The sequence below is a fragment of the Streptomyces sp. NPDC000941 genome, assembly GCF_053599555.1.
In genome coordinates this window covers 17,673-38,241 of record NZ_JBSFMM010000012.1, presented here as the reverse complement: position 1 = coordinate 38,241, position 20,569 = coordinate 17,673, and the positions used below count along the sequence as shown (strand labels likewise).

Annotated in this window: 20 protein-coding genes and 1 pseudogene; 11 read left to right on the top strand and 10 right to left on the bottom strand. The window is 72.7% G+C overall.

Annotated elements, in window-relative coordinates; all coding sequences use genetic code 11:
- Positions 1–84 precede the first annotated feature (84 nt).
- The 7 genes from ACWDSL_RS07005 to ACWDSL_RS06975 all read left to right on the top strand — a co-directional run bounded on the left by ACWDSL_RS07005 (position 85) and on the right by ACWDSL_RS06975 (position 5,899).
- A complete protein-coding gene (locus ACWDSL_RS07005) occupies positions 85–990 on the top strand; it encodes a glutamate ABC transporter substrate-binding protein (RefSeq protein WP_450482501.1) in 906 nt (301 codons plus the stop codon).
- A 72-nt stretch (positions 991–1,062) separates the two neighbouring features.
- Positions 1,063–1,710, top strand: a complete 648-nt coding sequence (locus ACWDSL_RS07000) for an amino acid ABC transporter permease (RefSeq protein WP_450482499.1) — start codon at positions 1,063–1,065, stop codon at positions 1,708–1,710.
- The gene (locus ACWDSL_RS06995; RefSeq protein ID WP_450482497.1) at positions 1,707–2,648 is read left to right on the top strand and encodes an amino acid ABC transporter permease; all 942 of its coding nucleotides are present in this window, start codon (positions 1,707–1,709) and stop codon (positions 2,646–2,648) included. The genes ACWDSL_RS07000 and ACWDSL_RS06995 overlap by 4 nt, the downstream gene beginning before the upstream one ends.
- 175 nt (positions 2,649–2,823) lie before the next feature.
- On the top strand, positions 2,824–4,668 hold the full coding sequence (locus tag ACWDSL_RS06990) for an FAD-dependent monooxygenase (RefSeq protein WP_450482495.1): 1,845 nt from the start codon (positions 2,824–2,826) through the stop codon (positions 4,666–4,668).
- Between the two features lie 126 nt (positions 4,669–4,794).
- Entirely contained in the window at positions 4,795–4,884 is a 90-nt protein-coding gene (locus ACWDSL_RS06985; protein WP_358644245.1) for a putative leader peptide, read from the top strand.
- Between the two features lie 60 nt (positions 4,885–4,944).
- Positions 4,945–5,502: a cysteine dioxygenase gene (locus tag ACWDSL_RS06980; protein ID WP_450482493.1), complete on the top strand. Its 558-nt coding sequence runs from the start codon at positions 4,945–4,947 to the stop codon at positions 5,500–5,502.
- 4 nt (positions 5,503–5,506) lie between these two features.
- Positions 5,507–5,899 (top strand): rhodanese-like domain-containing protein, encoded by a 393-nt coding sequence (locus ACWDSL_RS06975; protein WP_450482491.1) that lies wholly within the window; start codon positions 5,507–5,509, stop codon positions 5,897–5,899.
- A gap of 152 nt (positions 5,900–6,051) precedes the next feature.
- On the opposite strand, the pseudogene recX reads toward ACWDSL_RS06975, so the two are convergent.
- From recX to ACWDSL_RS06955, 4 genes and pseudogenes are all read right to left on the bottom strand, one after another.
- Positions 6,052–6,759, bottom strand: a pseudogene (gene recX, locus ACWDSL_RS06970) (recombination regulator RecX); the annotation flags it as partial.
- Entirely contained in the window at positions 6,657–7,790 is a 1,134-nt protein-coding gene (recA, locus tag ACWDSL_RS06965; RefSeq protein ID WP_450482489.1) for a recombinase RecA, read from the bottom strand. The pseudogene recX and the gene recA, both read right to left, overlap by 103 nt.
- A 139-nt stretch (positions 7,791–7,929) precedes the next feature.
- Positions 7,930–9,141 (bottom strand): AI-2E family transporter, encoded by a 1,212-nt coding sequence (locus ACWDSL_RS06960; protein WP_450482487.1) that lies wholly within the window; start codon positions 9,139–9,141, stop codon positions 7,930–7,932.
- A 76-nt stretch (positions 9,142–9,217) separates the two neighbouring features.
- Positions 9,218–9,412 carry a DUF3046 domain-containing protein gene (locus ACWDSL_RS06955; RefSeq protein WP_450482485.1) on the bottom strand — a complete coding sequence of 65 codons (195 nt, stop codon included), beginning with the start codon at positions 9,410–9,412 and terminating at the stop codon, positions 9,218–9,220.
- A gap of 79 nt (positions 9,413–9,491) precedes the next feature.
- Here ACWDSL_RS06955 and ACWDSL_RS06950 point away from each other — a divergent pair, with 79 nt between their 5' ends.
- Entirely contained in the window at positions 9,492–10,472 is a 981-nt protein-coding gene (locus ACWDSL_RS06950) for a hypothetical protein (protein WP_450482483.1), read from the top strand.
- Here the strand turns inward: ACWDSL_RS06950 and ACWDSL_RS06945 are convergent.
- The 3 genes from ACWDSL_RS06945 to ACWDSL_RS06935 form a co-directional block, all read right to left on the bottom strand.
- Entirely contained in the window at positions 10,469–10,771 is a 303-nt protein-coding gene (locus tag ACWDSL_RS06945) for an AzlD domain-containing protein (protein ID WP_450482481.1), read from the bottom strand. The genes ACWDSL_RS06950 and ACWDSL_RS06945 overlap by 4 nt on opposite strands.
- Positions 10,768–11,511 (bottom strand): AzlC family ABC transporter permease, encoded by a 744-nt coding sequence (locus ACWDSL_RS06940; protein ID WP_450482580.1) that lies wholly within the window; start codon positions 11,509–11,511, stop codon positions 10,768–10,770. Before ACWDSL_RS06940 ends, ACWDSL_RS06945 begins: the two co-directional genes overlap by 4 nt.
- Positions 11,512–11,654: 143 nt before the next feature.
- Entirely contained in the window at positions 11,655–12,524 is an 870-nt protein-coding gene (locus ACWDSL_RS06935; RefSeq protein WP_450482479.1) for an AraC family transcriptional regulator, read from the bottom strand.
- Positions 12,525–12,603: 79 nt separating this feature from the next.
- Here ACWDSL_RS06935 and ACWDSL_RS06930 point away from each other — a divergent pair, with 79 nt between their 5' ends.
- The 3 genes from ACWDSL_RS06930 to ACWDSL_RS06920 all read left to right on the top strand — a co-directional run bounded on the left by ACWDSL_RS06930 (position 12,604) and on the right by ACWDSL_RS06920 (position 19,055).
- A complete protein-coding gene (locus tag ACWDSL_RS06930) occupies positions 12,604–17,211 on the top strand; it encodes an ATP-dependent helicase (RefSeq protein WP_450482477.1) in 4,608 nt (1,535 codons plus the stop codon).
- 195 nt (positions 17,212–17,406) lie between these two features.
- Positions 17,407–18,204: an Fpg/Nei family DNA glycosylase gene (locus ACWDSL_RS06925; protein ID WP_450482475.1), complete on the top strand. Its 798-nt coding sequence runs from the start codon at positions 17,407–17,409 to the stop codon at positions 18,202–18,204.
- Positions 18,205–18,281: 77 nt separating this feature from the next.
- Positions 18,282–19,055 (top strand): SDR family NAD(P)-dependent oxidoreductase, encoded by a 774-nt coding sequence (locus ACWDSL_RS06920; RefSeq protein ID WP_450482473.1) that lies wholly within the window; start codon positions 18,282–18,284, stop codon positions 19,053–19,055.
- Here the strand turns inward: ACWDSL_RS06920 and ACWDSL_RS06915 are convergent.
- The 3 genes from ACWDSL_RS06915 to ACWDSL_RS06905 all read right to left on the bottom strand — a co-directional run bounded on the left by ACWDSL_RS06915 (position 18,996) and on the right by ACWDSL_RS06905 (position 20,541).
- Complete coding sequence (locus ACWDSL_RS06915) at positions 18,996–19,316, bottom strand: hypothetical protein (RefSeq protein WP_450482471.1); 321 nt, start codon at positions 19,314–19,316, stop codon at positions 18,996–18,998. The two genes, ACWDSL_RS06920 and ACWDSL_RS06915, sit on opposite strands and share 60 nt — an antisense overlap.
- A 164-nt stretch (positions 19,317–19,480) precedes the next feature.
- Positions 19,481–19,960, bottom strand: a complete 480-nt coding sequence (locus tag ACWDSL_RS06910) for a Dps family protein (RefSeq protein ID WP_450482469.1) — start codon at positions 19,958–19,960, stop codon at positions 19,481–19,483.
- A gap of 197 nt (positions 19,961–20,157) precedes the next feature.
- Positions 20,158–20,541, bottom strand: a complete 384-nt coding sequence (locus ACWDSL_RS06905; protein ID WP_014175948.1) for a helix-turn-helix domain-containing protein — start codon at positions 20,539–20,541, stop codon at positions 20,158–20,160.
- Positions 20,542–20,569 lie beyond the last annotated feature (28 nt).

Here is a 20,569-nt window from a genome sequence, read left to right as displayed (position 1 = left end):
AAGCCCACCCCTGGCTTCACCACTGAGCCCCGCACGGCTCACCCACGTCTTCACACACGCACAACAAAACTTGAGGGATGCACGATGAGAATTCGTAAGACGGCCGCAGCGGCTTCGGTGGTTCTGGCTCTGGCGGCGACCGCTGCCTGCGGTGGCAAGGAAGGGACCGCCGGCGACAAGCCCAAGGGCGGCGAGGTCGTCAGCGGCAAGTACACCGTCGCCAAGGACGTGAAGCTGGACTCGCCGACCCTCAAGGCGGCCCAGAAGCGCGGCAAGCTCATCATCGGCGCCAAGGCCGACCAGCCCTACCTCGGCTTCGAGGACACCACCGGCAAGCGCTCCGGCTTCGACGTCGAGATCGCCAAGATGGTCGCCGCCGACCTGGGCTTCTCCGAGGACCAGATCGAGTTCAAGACGGTCGACTCCAACGTCCGCGAGACCTCCATCTCCAAGGGCCAGGTCGACTACTACGTCGGCACCTACACCATCAACGACGAGCGCAAGAAGCAGGTCGGCTTCGCGGGCCCGTACTACGTGGCCGGCGCGGACCTGCTGGTGCGCAAGGACGACAAGGACATCACCGGCCCGGACGCCGTCAAGGGCAAGAAGGTCTGTTCGATCGTCGGCTCCACTCCGCTGCAGGAGATCAAGAAGGCGAAGTACGGCGCCAAGACCACCGAGCTCGGCAAGTACTCGCTGTGCGTCAAGCAGCTGCTGGACGGCCAGGTGGACGCGGTCACCACCGATGACGCGATCCTCAAGGGTTACGCGGCCCAGCGCCCGAGCAAGCTCAAGGTCGTCGGCAAGCCGTTCACCGAGGAGCCCTACGGCGTCGGCATGAACAAGGACGACAAGGCGCTGCGCGACGCGATCAGCGACGCGCTCGAGAAGCACATCAAGAACGGCGACTACAAGAAGGCGTACGAGGGCACGCTCGGCAAGTCCGGCTCCGCCTACGTCGCCCCGAAGACGCCCCTGCCGCGCTACTGAGCCGGTTCTCCCCGAACGCCCTGAAGCCGGTGCGATCCGTCGCGCTGACCTGACCGCTAGCGCGGAGAACAGATGAACCTACTCTTCGATTTCTTTCCCGAGTTCCGCGACGGGTTCCTCGGTACCCTGTCGCTGACCGCGGCCAGCGCGGTGATCGCCCTCATCCTCGGCATTGTCATGGCCGGCTTCAGGGTGTCCCCCATTCCGCCGCTGCGTGCCGTCGGTACCGCCTGGGTCACCCTGCTGCGCAACACCCCGCTGACCCTGCTGTTCCTGATCGCGTTCTTCGTGATCCCCCAGATCCTCTTCCCCGGGACGAGCCCGTACAAGCTCGCCGTGGGGGCGCTGGGCTGCTACACCTCGACGTTCATCTGCGAGGCCGTGCGCTCCGGCATCGGCACCGTGCCGATCGGGCAGGCCGAGGCGGCCCGGAGCCTGGGGATGACGTTCTTCCAGACCCTGCGGATGATCGTCCTTCCGCAGGCCACCCGGACCGTGATCCCGCCGCTGAGCAGCATATTCATCGCGCTCACCAAGAACTCCGCCATCGCGGGCGCCTTCAGCAACACCGAGCTGTTCAGCGTCTCGAAGCTGCTGAGCGACAAGGGGTACGCGATCGGCTGGACCTTCCTGTGGATCTCGCTCTGCTACCTGCTCATCACCTTCTCCATCAGCGGGATCTTCCGAATTCTGGAGCGCCGCATGGAGGTGACCCGATGAGCGCGAGCGTCCTGTACGACGCACCCGGTCCCAAGGCCCGTATACGCAACCGCGTCTACTCGGTCATCGGCACTCTCGCCGTGATCGGCCTGATCGTCTTCGTCATCGTGCGACTGAACGACAAGGGCCAGTTCGCGCCGGAGATGTGGGACATCTTCAACTACGCGGGTGTCCGCAACGACATCGTCGACGGCCTGCTGACCACCCTCCAGGTGTTCGCGGTGGCCGCGGTGCTGTCGCTGGCGCTCGGCGCGTTGCTGGCCGTCGGCCGGCTCTCGGACCACAAGTGGGTCCGCCTGTTCACGACCGGATTCATCGAGCTGTTCCGGGCCGTCCCGCTGCTGATCACCATCTACGCCCTGTGGGTGCTCTTCCTCACCTACAAGTCGGAGCTGGGATTCGAGGGCACCCAGACGGAATTCTGGGCACTCGTCATCGGCCTGACCGTCTACAACGGCTCGGTGCAGGCCGAGGTGTTGCGAGCGGGCATCAACTCGGTGCCCAAGGGGCAGCGTGAGGCCGCCTACGCCCTGGGTATGCGCAAGACCCAGGTCATGGTGACGGTCCTGATCCCGCAGGGTGTCCGCGCGATGCTGCCGACCATCATCAGCCAGCTGGTGGTCACCTTGAAGGACACCTCGCTCGGCTACGTGATCACGTACGAGGAGCTGCTGTACAAGGCCCAGCAGGTGGCGGGCAACACGGTCGTCAACGACGACTACCCGTACGTCCCGGTGATCATCGTCGTCGGTGTCATCTACGTGGCCCTGTGTATGGCGCTGTCCGCCCTGGCCACCTGGATCGAGCGGCGCGGCCGGCGCGCCAAGAGCGGCATCGCGGTCGCCCCGGCCGAGCAGCCGGTCGCGGCGGGAGACGCACTGGACGTCGTCGATCATGCCGAGGTCGCCGGACCGGTCGACGCGTCGAAGAAGAACTGACCGTATACCCGGTCCGATATCCGGTCCGACAGGGGCGGTGGCGCACGCGCCACCGCCCCTGTCGCTTGACGCGGGGACCCGCAGTGGGTTGCATACTTTGTGTGATCGCGCACCGGGTTTCAACTGCCAGTTTCCTCAACTCACGTACGTCCCGCAGGGTCACAGGAACCGCGCCGTGGACCCGGTGATCATCGCCGGGGCGGGCCCGGTCGGCCTCGCCCTGGCCCTCGCGCTCGCGCGCGCCGAGGTGCCCGTCATCCTGCTCGACGAGAGCTCGGGCGACGACGAGCGCCGCCGCGCCCGTACGGCCGTGCTGCGCCCGGACACCGCCGCCCTGCTGGAGGGGCTGGGCTTCCGGGCCGGCCAGGCGGCCGTGCCGTGGACCGGCTGGCGCACGATGCGGCGGCGGCAGATGGTCCGGCAGCTGATCCTGGTGCCCGGCGGGCTGTTCCCCCTGGGCCCGGCAGGCGGCCACGACGGCCCCGACAGCCTCGGCTATGACGTCGGCTACGTCCGTGACGGCGGCCAGGTCCGTGAGAACGGCCCGGGCGGCCAGGAGGGCGGCCTGGGCGGCTTCAGCGCCGGCTTCAGCAGCGGGCCGGAGGGCGACGAGGCGGAGGAGGCGGCGGAGGCAGCCGAGTCAGAGTTGGCCTCGCCGCTGCATCTGCCCCAGCACGAGCTCACCCGCGCCCTGCGCACCGCGCTGGCCACCGTCCCCGGGGAGAACCTGGTACGGATCATCTCGGGCACCCGTCTCGACACCCTGGAACAGGACGCCCGGGGCGTCAGCATCCACACCCGGGGCGCCCAGAGCACCTGGTGGCGGGGCAGCTTTCTGATCGGCTGCGACGGGCCGCGGTCCACCGTCCGCAAGCTCCTGGGCGTGCGCTTCCCGGGCCGCACCGCGGTGGAGCGGCACGCGGTCGCCGCGCTGCGCGCCGAGCTCCCCTGGCCCGGCGAGGCCGTACTGCACCGCTCACCGCCGTGGCGCACCGTCGACACGGAGGTGACCGCCCGCCCGCTGCCGCGCGGCGTCTGGCGGCTGGACTGGCTGCTGCCGCCGGGCCGGGACCTGGTCACACCGGAGGCGCTGCTCGCGCGGGTGCACGACACCCTCACGGGGTGGTGCGGGGACCCCGCGCCCCCCTACGAGCTTCTGGACACCGGCGTACACACCGTGCACCACCGGCTCGCGCGCCGCTGGCGCGTCGGCCGCGCCTTCCTCGCCGGGGACGCCGCCCATCTGCTCGGCGCACTGGGCACCCAGGGGCTGGACGAGGGGCTGCGCGACGTCGCCAACCTCTCCTGGAAGCTGGCCCTCGCCTGGCACCACGGGGCGACGGACGCGCTGCTCGACAGCTATCAGGCCGAGCGGCGCGGCGCGGTGAGCGCCCGGCTGCGCGCCGCGGACCAGGCGCTGCCCCTGGTGCGGGCCTCCGGCGGCTGGCATGCGGTGCGGCGCTCCGTACTGCCCGGCGCGGTGCGCACGCACGACGCGCTGCTGACCGACGGTCACCTGGGGCGTGGCCCGCTGGGCGAGCCGCCGGTCTACGGCCGCTCGCCCCTGATGCCCGCGGCGGCCCCCGAGGGCTCGGTCACGGTCGACACCGAGATCGGCGCGCCCGCCGCAGATGTGCCCGTGACCGCGTCGGACGGATCGCTCACCCGGCTGCGGGCGCGGCTGGGGCGGGAGTTGCTGGTGGTCCTCGTCGCCCCCGGGACGGGGGTGTGGGACCGCCGCCACTGGCTGCGCGCGGGACTGATGCCACGGCTGGCGGCGGCGGTCGCGGCGCTGCCGGTGCGGGCCGAGCTGCTGGTCGCCGAGGAGTACCCCGGGGCCCCGGCCCACACCGTGCTGCTGGTGCGGCCCGACGGGCATCTGGTCGCGGCGCTGTCCGGGGTGCGCCCGGCCGAGCTGTACGCGTGCGCGGACGCGGCGCTGGGCGGGAAGGCAGCGCGAGGCAGCGCGGCTGAGGGGTCATCGGCGGAGGCGGAGCCGGAGGCGACGGCGCACCGATAGGACCGCGCGCACGGCATGCGCGGTGAGGTGTGCGGCGGCGTGTACGACGGTGCGCGCGGCGAGTGCGTCCGAGGAGTGGACAGCAGTAGTTGACCTTGGTTTTCGGCCCGTGGTTGAGTACGCCCTGTGACTGACGCTCGGCTGCCTCGCTTCTGGCGGAGGGTCCATGTGGACCTCGTCCGCTATGCGGGCTGCGTCTGTCGACCCTCCTGTTGATCAGCCTTTTCCTTGCGCGGCTCGGGTCGCGCCCCTTCGCGATCACTCAGGACGGTCTCAGTGCCCGACGTACGCACTTCCTCCCCCACCCGGCCCTCGGCGCCCGCCGGGACCTCTGCCGACACCGCGCCAAGCCCGGCCGAACTCCTCACATTCGCCCGCCGTACGGCCGCCGACACCGCGCTCGTCGACTCGCTCCCCCTCGACCCGGAGGGCCGCACCTGGCTGCGGCTCGACGGGCCCGGCGGCAGCGAGGCGTGGCTGATCGGCTGGCCTCCCGGCACCGGCACCGGCTGGCATGACCACGGCGGCTCGCACGGCGCCTTCGTCGCGGCGGCCGGTGAGCTGCAAGAGCTGTCGCTCGCCGCGCGCCTGCCCACCGAGGGCTGGAAGACCCTCGAGCTGGCCGACGACGTCGACCGTGAGCGGCGGCTGCCCGCCGGACAGGGGCGCGCCTTCGGTCCGCACCACGTCCACGAGGTGATCAACACCTCCACGGAGCGGCATGCGGTATCGGTGCACGCCTACTACCCGCCGCTGCCCCTGATGCGCCGCTACAGCCGCACCGGACAGGTGCTGCGGCTGGAGCAGATCGAGCTGCCGGGCGAGTGGGAGTGAACTGATGAGCACAAAGCGGAGCATCGACGAACTGCTGGCCGAGGCCCGCGCCGGCCTCGACCGCCTCGGCCCCGCGGAGGCTGCGGCGGCGCACGCCGAGGGCGGGCTGCTGGTGGACATACGGTACGCCGAGCTGCGGGAGCGCGATGGGATCATCCCAGGCGCGCTGATCGTCGAGCGGAACGAACTGGAATGGCGGCTCGACCCGCTGTGCGACCACCGGCTGCCCGAGGCCACGGACCACGATCTGCGGATCGTGGTGGTGTGCAACGAGGGGTACGCGTCAAGCCTCGCGGCGGTCTCGCTGCGGCAGCTCGGGCTGTCCCGCGCCACGGACCTGGTGGGCGGGTTCCAGGCCTGGCGCACGGCGGGCCTGCCGGTAAGCCCGCACTCCTGAGCCCCTGCTCCTGACCCCCCGCTCCCTCGAACGTCCCGCCCCCGGAAGCTGCTCGGGGGCTGGCCAACAGCCGGGCCCATCGGCGCAGGGGCCGCGGTGGACTGGACGGTGAGCCGGGCACTGGTCACCGGGCTCTGGGCCGGCCGGGCTCACTAGGCATCGGGCAGATGCCGCTCCAGCAACTCCGGGTCCTCCCCCTCTTCTTCCAACGCACGCCGCACCACCCGCAGCGCCACCCCCTCCGGATAGCCCTTGCGCGCGAGCATCCCGGCCAGGCGGCGCAGCCTCTTCTCCCGGTCGAGGCCGCGGGTGGCCCTCAGCTTGCGCTCGACCAGCTCACGGGCCGTGTGCTCCTCCTGCTCGGCGTCGAGCTGCCCCACGGCCTCGTCGATCAGGGCCGAGTCCACGCCCTTGGTGCGCAGCTCACGCGCGAGCGCCCGGCGGGCGAGGCCCCGGCTGTGGTGGCGGGACTCCACCCAGGCGTCCGCGAACGCCGCGTCGTCGATCAGCCCGACGTCCTCGAACCGGGACAGCACCTCCTGCGCCACCTCGTCGGGGATGCCACGGGTCCGCAGCGCGTCCGCGAGCTGTCTTCGGGTGCGCGGGGTCCCGGTGAGCAGGCGCAGACAGATTGCCCGCGCCTGCTCCTCCGGGCTGCGCGGCGGCCCCTGCTCGGCCCTCGACGAGGAGGGGCCGCCGCTGTCCGTGCCGACCGGACGGCCTTGGCCGTCAGGCCAGTCGGTCCGCCGCGTCACGGTCAGCTCTTGGCCGCGGCGGTCTTGGCCGCCTTCGTCCCGGCCTTGGCCGCCGTGGCGGGCGCCGCCTTCACCGGCGCAGCGGTGGCCGCTGCCGGGGCGGCCGCGTCGGCGCCGGGCTCAGCGGTCGGCTCCTCTTTCTTGACGCCGATGCCCAGCTTTTCCTTGATCTTCCGCTCGATCTCGTTGGCGAGGTCGGGGTTGTCCTTCAGGAAGTTCCGGGAGTTCTCCTTGCCCTGGCCGAGTTGGTCGCCCTCGTAGGTGTACCAAGCGCCGGACTTGCGGACGAAGCCGTGCTCGACGCCCATGTCGAGCAGGCCGCCCTCGCGGCTGATGCCCTGGCCGTAGAGGATGTCGAACTCGGCCTGCTTGAAGGGCGGCGCGACCTTGTTCTTGACGACCTTGACGCGGGTGCGGTTGCCGACCGCGTCAGTGCCGTCCTTGAGGGTTTCGATGCGGCGGATGTCCAGGCGCACCGAGGCGTAGAACTTCAGCGCCCGGCCACCGGTCGTCGTCTCGGGGGAGCCGAACATGACGCCGATCTTCTCGCGAAGCTGGTTGATGAAGATCGCGGTGGTCTTGGACTGGTTGAGCGCGCTGGTGATCTTACGGAGCGCCTGGCTCATCAGCCGGGCCTGCAGACCGACGTGGGAGTCGCCCATCTCGCCCTCGATCTCCGCCCGCGGCACCAGGGCGGCGACGGAGTCGATGACGATGAGGTCGAGCGCGCCGGAGCGGACCAGCATGTCGACAATCTCGAGCGCCTGCTCGCCGTTGTCCGGCTGGGACAGGATGAGGGAGTCGGTGTCCACGCCCAGCTTCTGCGCGTAGTCCGGGTCGAGGGCGTGCTCCGCGTCCACGAACGCGACCGCGCCGCCGGCCCGCTGCGCGTTCGCCACCGCGTGGAGGGTCAGGGTGGTCTTACCGGAGGACTCGGGCCCGAAGACCTCCACCACACGGCCGCGCGGCAGGCCGCCGACGCCGAGGGCGACGTCGAGCGCGGTCGATCCGGTGGGAATCACCTCGATCGGCTCGTTCGGCCGCTCGCCCATGCGCATCACTGCGCCTTTGCCGAATTGCCGTTCAATCTGTGCGAGCGCGGCGTCGAGCGCCTTCTCGCGGTCGGTTCCTGCCATGGGTTCCACCCGGTTTGCTTGAGTCGATCGCTTCACGTCCACGACGCTAACCCCTGCCACTGACAAGCGGCCCGGACGTCCTCCACCTGTGGATAACTCAGGCGAGATCCACCATGAGAATGGATGTTCGATTTTTGTGTCAACTACGCCGCTTCAGCGAGTCCCGCACCCGCGCGAGGGCCGACATGCCGCCCCGCCGCCGCGTCCGGCCCTGGACCCGCAGGTCGTCCGCCACGTCGTACCGCTTGATGTACGCGCCGAGGAACGCCTGCAGCGTCGCGGTCGCCGGGATCGCGATCAGCGCGCCCACCGCGCCGAGCAGCGCGGTGCCCGCGATCACCGAGCCGAACGAGACGGCCGGGTGGATGTCCACGGTCCTGGCGGTGATGCGCGGCTGCAGCAGGTAGTTCTCGAACTGCTGGTAGACCACGACGAAGATCAGCACCCACAGCGCGTACCAGGGCTCGACGGTGAACGCGATCAGCATCGGCAGGGCGCCCGCCAGATAGGTGCCGATGGTCGGGATGAACTGGGAGATCAGCCCCACCCAGACGGCCAGCGCCGGGGCGTAGGGCACGCCCAGCCACTCCAGCAGGACGTAGTGCGCCACGCCGGAGATCAGCGCCATCAGGCCGCGCGAGTAGATGTAGCCGCCGGTCTTGGCGACCGCGATCTCCCAGGCGCGCAACACCTCGGCCTGCCGGGTCGGCGGCAGGACCGAGCACAGCGCGCGGCGCAGCCGGGGGCCGTCGGCGGCGAAGTAGAAGGCGAAGAGGGTCACCGTCAGGACCCTGAAGAGCCCCCCGAGGACCTGCGCGGAGACGTCCAGCACATTGTTCGCGCTGTTCCTGACGTAGCTCTGCAGCCAGTCCGAGTGGAGCACGCTGTCCTGTATCTCGACCCGCGACAGCTCGGTGTGGAAGGTCTCGTTGACCCAGACGACCAACTGGTCCAGATACTTCGGGAAGTCCTCGACCATGGTCATGATCTGGTCGGCGAGCATCGAGCCGAGCAGGGTGAAGAACCCAGCGACGCCGATCAGGATGCCGAGGAAGACCAGCCCGGTGGCCACCCCCCGGCGCACTCCGCGCGAGGCCATCCGGTCCACGGCCGGTTCGATGGCGAGCGCGAGGAAGAACGCGATCAGGATGTTGAGGAGCAGTCCGGTCAGCTGGTCGAAGGCCCAGGTGGCCAGGCGATAACAAGCCACCAGGGCGAGCGCGAGCACCATGGCGCGCGGCAGCCAGCGCGGCATGGCCGCGCCGGGCCGCGCCTCGCGGGCGGCGTCAGCCTGGGGGCCGGCGGGGACGCCGTCGGCGTCGGGCGGGAGGGTCTCTTCTGCTGGGGCCACTGAGCAAGTGTGGCGTACATCGGTGAAAGATATCCGGCCACCCCGCGAACTCCGGGCTCACGGGCCCGGCGGCCACTCAGCGCCTGTCGGCCGGAATCGCCAGGGCGGCGCACACCCCGCGCCAGACGTCCTTGGTCTCCCAGCCGGCGTCCAGCGCCTGGTGCACGGTCCGGCCGCCGAGCTCGGACATCACATGATCGCGCGCGAAGGAGTCCGCATACCCCTCACCGAAGTAGTCCGCCATCCGCTGCCAGAAGTCCGTCAACCGCATGCGAACAGTATCGCGCTCCTGGGAGTGCAGTCGGACGCGAGCCGCCGTGCGACAGCTCTTTCCGGCCTACGGTCGGCCCATGGACCGATCCGCAGCAGTCCCCTCCTCCCCACTGGCCCGCGCCGAGCAGTTCGTGTGGCTGACCGCCCGGGTGCTCGAGCAGCGCAGATTCGCTTACCACTTCCTGGGCGGCGGCGCCGACCCGGTCGAGACCGCGCTGGCCGCGTACCTGGGTGACGACGGGGGCTACGGCCACGCTCTGGAGCCGGAGCTGCGCGGCCCGCACAGCCGCCCGCAGCACGCCGCGCACGCGCTGCGCGTCCTGGACGGGATCGGGCGCTGCGGGGGACGGCGCATGGAACTGCTGTGCCGCTATCTGACGGAGATCACCACCCCTGACGGCGCGCTCCCGGCGCACCGCCCCGCGCCGCCCGGCGCCGCGGTGGCCTCCTGGAACCCCATGGCGGACGGCTCGGCCGGCGATCTGCTCGCGACCGGTCCGGTAGTGGGGCTGCTGCACCGCAACGACGTGTGGCACGCGTGGCTGTTCCGGGCGACGGATTTCTGCTGGGCGGCGGTCGCGGCGCTGGAGGAGGGCGTGGCGCCCCGGCCGCACGAGGTGCTGGCGGCCGTCGCCTTCCTCGACAGCGCGCCCGACCGCCCCCGCGCGCTGGCGGCGGCGGAACGGCTCGGCCGGCGGGTGCGCAAACAGGGGCTGGTGGTGCTGGACCCCGACCGCGCCGAGGACCACCCGCTGCCGGAGGGCCGCGCCCGGGGCGAGCGGGCCCCCGTACGGGGCGGCGAGCGGGTCCTCGCACCGGGCGGCGAGCGGGTCCTCGTATACGAGGTGGCGCGCACCCCCGACTCCGCGGCCCGCCCGTGGTTCACCGACGCCGAGGTCGAGCGGTCGCTGGACTTCCTCGCGGACTCCCAGGGCGAGGACGGCGGCTGGCCGCTGCGCCGGCGCCCGTGGGCGCCCGGGGCGGCCCTGGAAGGGCGGCCGATCGTGACCATCGAGGCCCTGCTGACGCTGCGCGCGTACGGCCGCGCGCTCGGCTAAAGGGCCCGTACGCCCGCGGTGACGACCACAGCGACGGCGACCACCACCAGAAAGGGAGCGCGCAGCACCAGGGCGACCGCCGCCGCGGCGAGCCCCGCGGCCCGCGCGTCGAGGACCAGGTGCTGCCCGTCGCCGAAGGTCTGCTGGGCCGTGAGGGCGGCCAGCAGCGCGACGGGGAGCAGCGCGGCGAGGCGGCGGACGGCGGGGCGTTCCAGGGCCCCGGCGGGCACCGACAGGCCCAGCAGTTTGGCCAGGTAGCACCCGGCCGCGGTGACGCCGATGGCGATCCAGGTGCTCAACGGACCCCGCCCTCCCCGGTGGAGCCCCGGGCGCGCAGGCCGTGTACGGCGAGGACTGCGGGCGCGGCGAGCGCCGCCACCAGAACCGGCACACCGGCGGGCAGCAGCGGCAGACAGCCGAGGACGAGCAGCACCCCGAGACCGGCCGCGGCCCGCTCGACCGTGCCGCGGAGCATGGGGGCCAGCAGAGCGAGGAAGACGGCCGGGCCAGCGGCGTCCAGGCCCCACGCCGCGGTGTCGCCGAGCGCGGATGCCCCGAGGGCGCCGACCAGCGTGGTCAGGTTCCACAGGGTGTACAGGCTCAGGCCGGTGACGGTGAAGCCGAGCCGCGCGGTGCGCCGGTCGGGCTGCGCGAGGGCGACGGCGGAGGTCTCGTCGATGACCCAGTGGGCGGCCAGGGGGCGTACCGACCGGGGCAGACCGAGGAGGCCGGACAGCCGCAGCCCGTAGAACGAGTTACGCACCCCCAGGAAGAACGCGCCCGCGGCCGCGGTGAACGGATTGCCGCCCGCCGCCAGCGCGCCGACGAGGGCGAACTGCGAGGCGCCGGTGAAGACGAGGAGGCTGAGCGCACAGGTCTGCAGGACGCTGAGGCCGGCGCCCGCCGATGTCACACCGAAGGCGAATCCGGAGAGCCCGACCGCGACCCCCACCCCCAGCGCGTCGCGGACCACGGCCGCGCTCGCCTTGGGTTCAGCGCCGCTGCCGGGCCCGGAGCGGGCCTCGGAGCCGGTACGTATCTCGATCTGTTCTGGCACACCCCGCACAGTAGGAGACCGGACGGCGCCCGGTCTTGTACGTTCTTGCACCCCACACGCATGGGCGAGTGCCCGGTTCACCTCCGCGACCACCTCGACGCCGGGTCCTTCGACGAGCGCTTCGCCTACGGCCCGGCCGCGCTCCTCAGCCGGTCGGCGGCGCGCTCGCGCCGGTAGGCGCCGGGCGGCACTCCGACGATCCGGGTGAAGTGACGGTTCAAATGGGGCTGGTCGGTGAAGCCGACGGCCGCGGCGGCCTCGGCGGGCGCGGCACCGCCCTCCAGGAGGCGGCGGGCCCGGCGCACCCGGGTGTCGGTCAGCCAGGTGTGCGGCGGCATGCCGTAGGCGGCGCGAAAGGCGCGCAGCAGGGCGAAGGGGCCCGTGCCGAGCTCGGCCGCCAGTTGCTCTAGGGTCGGCGGATCCGCCATCCGCTCCTCGAGGAGCTCGCGGGCGCGCGCCGCCGTTCGCGCTCCCGCGCTGCGCGCCGTACACGCGGGGAGCGGGCCGCCGTGGTGGCGCAGCAGGTGGGCGACGACGACGCGCAGCAGGCTGTCGGCGGCGAGCGCGTCGCCCTCCTCGGCCGCCCGGTGCACCTCGCTGATGAGGTGCGCGGCGTGCGGGGTCTCGACCATGGGCTCGGCGAACCCGACGGTGCCGCGGACCGTGGTGGTCTCGGCCGCGATCTCGGCGATCACCGACGCGGACGGATAGAGCGTGGCGTAGGCCCAGCCCTCCGGCACCCCGGCGCGCGCGGTGTGCGGCACCTCCGGGTTGATCATGACGACCGTTCCGGGGCCGGCCCGCTCGGTGCCGCCCGGCAGCCCGACCTCCTCTACCCCGCGGGTGACCGCCCCGAACACATACCCGTCGTGGGAGTGCAGGGGAAAGGTGTGGCGCACATAGCGGGCCCGCAGCAGGTCGAGCCCCGGCAGCGCGGTCCAGCGCCAGTGCCGTGCCCACTCCCCTGTCCGCTCCCCCGCCCGACTGGTGTCCATGGAGCCATTGTGCGACGCCGCCCAGGGCCATGACCTGCGGGTCCGCCCGTTGTCAGTGGCCCGGTGCACGATGGAGGACATGGCAGGCCCAGCACTCGACGGTTTCTCCCCCGCCACCCGCGGTTGGTTCGCGGGTGCCTTCATCGCGCCCACGCCCGCGCAGGAGGGCGCCTGGCGGGCGATCGGTGAGGGATCGGACGTGCTGGTCGTGGCCCCCACCGGCTCGGGCAAGACCCTGGCCGCGTTTCTCGCCGCGCTCGACCGGCTGGCCAGCGCGCCCCCGCCGGCCGAGGCCCGGCGGCGCTGCCGGGTGCTGTACATCTCGCCGCTCAAGGCCCTGGCGGTGGACGTCGAGCGCAACCTCCGCAGCCCGCTCACCGGCATCCGCCAGGAGTCCGTGCGGCTCGGGCTGCCCGAGCCGGAGATCCGGGTGGGCGTCCGCTCCGGCGACACCCCGGCCGCCGAGCGCCGCGCCCTGGTCAGCCGCCCGCCGGACATCCTCATCACCACCCCCGAGTCGCTGTTCCTGATGCTCACCTCCTCCGCGCGGGAGGCGCTGCGCGGTGTGGAGACGGTGATCCTGGACGAGGTGCACGCCGTCGCCGGGACCAAGCGGGGCGCGCATCTCGCGCTCTCCCTGGAGCGGCTCGACGAGCTGCTGAACCGCCCGGCCCGGAGGATCGGCCTCTCGGCGACCGTGCGGCCGGTGGACGAGGTGGCGCGCTTTCTGTCGCCGCGGCGCAGGGTGGAGATCGTCCAGCCGCCCTCGGGCAAGGAGTTCGACCTGTCGGTGGTGGTCCCGGTCGAGGACCTGGGCGAGCTGGGCGGCTCCCCCGTACAGGACGGGAGTGACGGAAGTACGGGCGAGAAGCCGTCGATCTGGCCCCATGTGGAGGAGCGGATCGCCGATCTGGTGCAGGCCCACCGCTCGACGATCGTCTTCGCCAACTCCCGCCGCCTCGCCGAGCGGCTGTGCAACCGGCTCAACGAGATCGCGTACGAGCGGGCCACGGGCGAGGCACTTCCCGAGGACCACTCACCGGCCGAGCTGATGGCCGAGTCGGGGGCGGCCAGGGGAGCACCCGCGCTGCTGGCCCGCGCGCACCACGGCTCGGTGTCCAAGGAGCAGCGGGCGCTGGTGGAGGAGGACCTGAAAGCAGGCCGGCTGCCCGCCGTGGTGGCCACCTCCAGCCTGGAGCTGGGCATCGACATGGGCGCGGTGGACCTCGTCGTCCAGGTCGAGTCGCCGCCCTCGGTGGCCTCCGGGCTGCAGCGCGTGGGCCGCGCCGGCCACCAAGTGGGCGCGGTCTCCACCGGCGTGGTCTTCCCCAAGTACCGCGGCGACCTGGTGCAGGCGGCGGTGGTCACCGAGCGGATGCGCGAGGGGGCCATCGAGTCGCTGCGCGTGCCCGCCAACCCGCTGGACGTGCTGGCCCAGCAGCTCGTCGCCATGACGGCCGTGGACACCTGGGACGTGGACGAGCTGCTGGCCCTGGTCCGCCGCGCCGCCCCGTTCGCCGCGCTCCCCGAGTCCGCCTACATCTCGGTCCTGGACATGCTGGCGGGCCGCTATCCGTCCGACGCCTTCGCGGAGTTGCGGCCGCGTCTGGTGTGGGACCGCGTGGCGGGCACGGTCACCGGCCGCCCGGGGGCGCAGCGGCTGGCCGTCACCTCGGGCGGCACGATCCCCGACCGCGGGCTGTTCGGGGTCTTCCTGGCGGGCTCGGACCCGAAGAAGGGCGGGGGCAGGGTCGGCGAGCTCGACGAGGAGATGGTCTACGAGTCGCGGGTGGGCGATGTGTTCACCCTCGGCACCACCTCGTGGCGGATCGAGGACATCACCCGCGACCGGGTCGTGGTCACCCCCGCCCCCGGGGTCCCCGGCCGCCTCCCGTTCTGGAAGGGCGACCAGCTGGGCCGCCCGCTGGAGCTGGGCCGCGCGCTGGGCGCCTTCCTCCGGGAGATCGGCGGCATGACCCCCGAGGCGGCCCGGGAGCGGCTGCTGGCCGCCGGGCTCGACACCTGGGCCGCGGACAACGTCCTGGCGTATCTGGACGAGCAGCGCCGCGCCTGCGGCCATGTGCCGGACGACCGCACGATCGTCGTGGAGCGCTTCCGGGACGAGCTGGGCGACTGGCGCGTCGTCATCCACTCCCCCTTCGGCGCGCAGGTCCACGCCCCCTGGGCGCTGGCGCTGGGCGCGCGGCTGGCCGAGCGGTTCGGGCTGGACGCGCAGGCGATGCACGCGGACGACGGCATCGTGCTGCGGCTGCCCGACGCGGACCTGATGGGCCTGGACCTGCTGGACGGCGATCCGCTGGCCCAGGGCAGGGAGTACGACTTCGAGCAGTCCCCCGTCGGAGCGGCCGATGTCGCCTTCGACAAGGACGAGGTCGGCCAGATCGTCACGGATCAGGTGGGCGGCTCGGCGCTGTTCGCGTCCCGGTTCCGCGAATGTGCCGCCCGCGCCCTGCTGCTGCCCCGCCGCAACCCCGGCAAGCGCACCCCGCTGTGGCAGCAGCGCCAGCGGGCCGCCCATCTGCTCCAGGTGGCGAGCGAGTTCGGGTCGTTCCCGATCGTGCTCGAGGCCGTCCGCGAATGCCTCCAGGACGTGTTCGACGTCCCCGGTCTCACCGAGCTCATGGGCGACCTCGAGTCCCGCCGGGTCCGGCTGGTGGAGGTGACCACCCCGGAGCCGTCCCCATTCGCCCGCTCGCTGCTCTTCGGCTATGTGGCGCAGTTCCTGTACGAGGGCGACTCCCCGCTGGCCGAGCGCCGGGCCGCCGCGCTCTCCCTCGACTCCCGGCTGCTGGCCGAGCTCCTGGGCCAGGCGGAGCTGCGCGAGCTGCTGGACGCCGACGTCCTGGCCGAGCTGGAGCGCGAGCTGCAGTGGCTCACGGACGACCGCCGGGTCAAGGACGCCGAGGGCGTGGCCGACCTGCTGCGCCTCCTCGGACCGCTGACCGACACCGAGCTGGCCGAGCGCGGCGCCGATCCCCAGTGGGCGCGCGATCTGTCGGGCGCCCGCCGGGCCATCCGCGTCCGGGTCGCCGGGCAGGACCACTGGGCGGCCGTCGAGGACGCGGGACGGCTGCGGGACGCGCTGGGCACGGCGCTGCCCGTCGGGGTCCCCGAGGCGTTCACCGAGCCGGTCAAGGACCCGCTCGGGGATCTCCTGGCGCGTTTCGCCCGCACCCACGGCCCGTTCACCTCCGCCCAGGCGGCGGCCCGCTTCGGCCTGGGCACCGCCGTCACCGACGGGGCGCTGCACGGCCTCGCGGCGGGCGGCCGCATCGTCCAGGGCGAGTTCGCCCCGGCCGGCGTCAGCCAGGAGTGGTGCGACGCCGCCGTGCTGCGCCGGCTGCGGCGCCGCTCGCTGGCCGCGCTGCGCCATGAGCTGGAGCCCGTCCCGCCGGCCGCGCTCGCCGCGTTCCTCCCCCGGTGGCAGCACCTGGGCACCCACAGCCTGCGCGGGATCGACGGGCTGGTGCGCGCCATCGAGCAGCTGCAGGGCGCCCCGGTGCCCGCCTCCGCCCTGGAGAAGCTGGTCCTGCCGTCCCGGGTCAGCGACTACACCCCCACCATGCTGGACGAGCTCACCGCGAGCGGCGAGGTCGTATGGGCCGGGGCGGGCGCGCTGCCCGGCAAGGACGGTTGGGTCACCCTCCACCTCGCCGAGGCCGCCCCGCTGCTGCTGCACGCTCCGCACCCCCTGGAGATCGGCCCCCTCCACCAGACCGTGCTCGACGCGCTGGCCGGGGGCTACGGCCTGTTCTTCCGGCAGATCGCCGAGCAGGTCCGGGCCGCCGGACACGACGTCCAGGACCCCCAGCTCGCCGAGGCCGTCTGGGACCTGGCCTGGTCGGGCCGGCTCACCGGCGACACCCTCGCCCCGCTGCGCGCCCTGATGGGCTCGGGCCGCACGGCCGGCTCCACCGCCCACCGGGCCAGGCGCGCGGTCCCCAGAGGCCGCTACGGAAGCCTCACCGCCCGCCCCGCCGCCTCCCGGAACGGACCGCCCACCGTGGCCGGCCGCTGGTCGCTGCTGCCCGAGCGCGAGCCCGAGCCCACCCACCGCGCCCACGCCCTGGCCCGCACGCTCCTCGACCGCCACGGCGTGGTGACCCGCGGCGCGGTCGCCGCCGAGGGTGTCGAGGGCGGGTTCTCCGCCGCCTATCGCGTGCTGTCCGCCTTCGAGGACAGCGGCCAGGCCCGCCGCGGCTATGTGGTCGAAGGGCTCGGCGCCGCCCAGTTCGCCATGGACGGAGCGGTCGACCGGCTCCGCGCGGTCAGTACGGCCCGTGACACCGCCGACCCCGCCCGCCGCGCCGTCCTCCTCGCCGCGGCCGACCCCGCCAACGCGTACGGGGCAGCCCTCCCCTGGCCCGATCCGCCCGCGGACGCGACCCACCGGCCGGGCCGGAAGGCGGGCTCCCTGGTGGTCCTCGTCGACGGAGAGCTGAGCCTGTACATGGAGCGAGGCGGCAAGACGCTGCTCGCCTGGTATGACGACACCCGGCTCGACGCGGCGGTCGAGGCGCTGGCCCAGGCCGCGCGGGCGGGCTCCCTGGGCACGGTGACCGTGGAGCGGGTCAACGGTGCGGCCGCGCTGTCCTCCCCGACGGGGCGCGCCCTGGAGGCCGCGGGCTTCCACCCCACCCCCCGCGGCCTGCGCCTGCGCCCCTGACCAGCAGGCCGCACCCCGGCATGCTGGAGGCACCTCTCGAAGGGGCGCGCCGCCCGCGCCGGAGGGCGCTGATGTACACCGTGAAAGGGAGAGCGCGCAGGCCGCGTGGCGATACAGCCGGCTACCGCCGCGTGGTCGACCGTCGACAGGGGCTCAGGCGCCCCGGAGGAAAACCGAGCCAGAAAGGAGGCACCCATGCCTGAAGGAGACACCGTCTGGCGGACGGCCAAGCGCCTGAACCAGGCCCTGGCGGGCCGGCCGCTCACCGGCTGCGACCTGCGCGTCCCCCGGCTGGCCACGGTCGACCTCGCCGGGCGCCAGGTGATGGACGTCACCGCGCGCGGAAAGCATCTGCTCACCCGCCTGGAGGGCGGCCTGACGCTCCACTCCCATCTGCGGATGGACGGCGCCTGGCATCTCTACGACCCCGGCGAGCGGTGGCGCGGCGGCCCGCTCCACCAGGTCCGCGCCATCCTCAGCACCACCGAGCGCACGGCCGTCGGCTACCGCCTCCCCGTCCTCGAACTGCTCCGCACCACGGACGAGGACCGGGCCGTCGGACACCTCGGCCCCGATCTCCTCGGCCCCGACTGGGACCCGCACGAGGCCCTGCGCCGGCTCCTCGCCGACCCCGCCCGCCCCCTCGGCGAGGCGCTGCTCGACCAGCGCAACCTCGCGGGGATCGGCAATGTGTACAAGTCGGAGCTGTGTTTCCTGGTGCGCGTCTCCCCGTGGCTGCCCATCGGCCAAGTGCCGTCCCCGGAGCGCCTGGTGGCCCTCGCCAAAAGGCTCCTGGAGGCCAACAAGGCCCGGCCGGCCCGCATCACCACGGCCGAGTCGCGCGCCGACCGCCGGCTGTGGGTCTACGGCCGGGCGGGCAAGCCCTGTCTGCGCTGCGGGACGCCCGTACGCATGGAGCAGGCCCGCGCCGACAAGGAGCGCAGCACGTACTGGTGCCCGGCCTGCCAGCCAGGCCCGACCGTCGACGGCTGACCGTCCCGGCCGACGGACCAACTGCCCGACCGACCACCTAATTGACGACCCGTCAGATCCAGTCGTACGGTCACGCCATGACCCTCACCGCGTACGACCTCACCGGCCGCACCGCACTGGTCACCGGCGCGGCCAGCGGAATCGGCCGGGCCAGCGCCGCCCTGCTAGCCGAGGCCGGCGCGACCGTCCACTGCGCCGACCTGGACGGCAAGGGCGCGCAACGGACAACCGACGACATCACCGCATCCGGGGGCAGCGCCCACGCCCACACCCTCGATGTCGCCGACCGCGCGCAGATCGCCGCCACGGTGGCCGCCATACGCACCGGCACAGCCCTCGACATCATGGCCAACATCGCCGGGATCATGCACAGCAGCACCGTTCTGGAGACGGACGACGCCGACCTCGACCGCGTCCTGGCCGTCAACTTCAAGGGGGTGCTGTACGGCTGCCAGGAGGCCGCCCGCGCCATGATCGAGCAGGGTACCGGCGGCACCATCGTCACGATGGCCTCCGGCGCCATCGACACCGGCGCGCCCGGCCTGCTCTGCTACGGCGTCACGAAGGCCGCCGTCGTCCAGCTCACCAAGACCCTCGCCACCGAGGTGGGCCGCCATGGCATCCGCGTCAACGCCGTCGCCCCCGGGTGGATTCGCACACCCATGACCGACCGCCACAGCGACGAGGAGCAGCGTCTCGCGGAGGAGCCGATGGTGCGGCGCACTCCGCTGGGGCGGGTGGGCGAACCGACGGACGTCGCACACGCCGTGCTCCATCTGGCGTCCGACGCCTCATCCTTCATGACCGGCCAGATCCTGCGCCCGAACGGCGGCGTCGCCATGCCCTGGTGACCCCGACCCTGGTGACCCCGGCCGCGACCGCGACCCCGACACGATCCGGCGCACCGACCGCCCCCGGGAGGGACCGCAGTGCACCGGCAGCAGACTCAGCCCCCAGCCGCCCGCCGTGAACGCCCCCTCGACCGGCCCGGTCTGCTGCGGCGCCGCGGCCAGCCGCAGCACCGCCCACCACCACACCCCGCCGAGAGCGAGCGCGACCGCCCACCGGACCGGTCCGCGGCGCTGGTTGTCGGCCCCTCCCACGGCTGCCATCGACTGCCTCCTTCGGCCGACGCTAGACGCCCGCTCACGGACGACGGGAGGGCGCATGGAAGGCTCATGGGCGCGTGTCAGACGTCCCGCGCCCCTGAAGTCTGCCCAGCCTCTCCGACCCCGTACCCAGCACCGGGGGACCACCGCCGCCCCGGGCGACCGGGCTAGCGGCCGTTGACGTTCTCCGCCTGGAACATCCAGTGGTGCTTCTCCAGATCACGCGTGAGCCCGATGAGGATGTCCTGCGTCACGGGATCGGGTTCGGCCGTGGCCTCGATGCGGTCCCGCATACGGGTGATCACGGATCCCAGGCCGGCCACCAGGGCCCGCACCGCAGCCCCGTCCTCGGTCCAGCCGGTCCTGGCCGTCTCGATGCCACTGGTCGCTGCCACGGTGGCGGCACGGCCGTCCGGGGGCACCCCGAGCGCCGAGGCCCGCTCCGCGACGGTGTCGGCGTGCGTCCTGGCGGTGCTGACAACGTCGTCCAGTTGCAGATGCACCGAACGGAAACGCGGGCCGACGATGGTCCAATGGACCTGCTTGCTCACGAGCGCCAGATCGACGAGGTCAACGAGGGCACCCTGCAGCGCGTCGCCGACGACCTTGAGGTTCTCTTCCGAGAGCGGGCTCTTCACCACAGACATCCATCTCCTCCTTTTCGACCTGTTGACTGTTTTTTGAATACCTTTTGAGTGATTTGAGGGCTTTTGGGCCCTCTCCACCTTCCCACAGAGTCACCCGCGCGCGACCGGGCAAACGTCGAGCCCCGGTCGGTGTACTACCGACCGGGGCTCAAAAGCTCTTCGCTGTCAGGGTGCGGCGCGCCAGGGCGCCACGGCGATCAGGCCGCGACCACGTCCACAGCCTCCGCAGGCGCCTTGATGGTCACCCGCTCCTCCGGGACACCCGTCACGGACGTCACGGAAACCGAATTGAGCATGGGCCGCATCGGTGCGGGCACCTTCTCGCTCGCCGCCGCCGACTCCGCCAGCTCCGCGAGCGACAACTCGTCGCTCACCTCTCGCATGACCTGGGACATCCTGACGTCCAGTGCGTCGCAGATCGCGGACAGCAGCTCGGAGGACGCCTCCTTCTGGCCGCGCTCCACCTCTGAGAGATAGCCGAGGGACACCCGGGCGGAGGAGGACACCTCGCGCAGGGTACGGCCCTGGCGCTGGCGCTGCCGACGCAGCACGTCACCCAGCAGGCGACGGAGCAGAATCATCGCTGGCTCCCTCCTCGGACCTCGGATC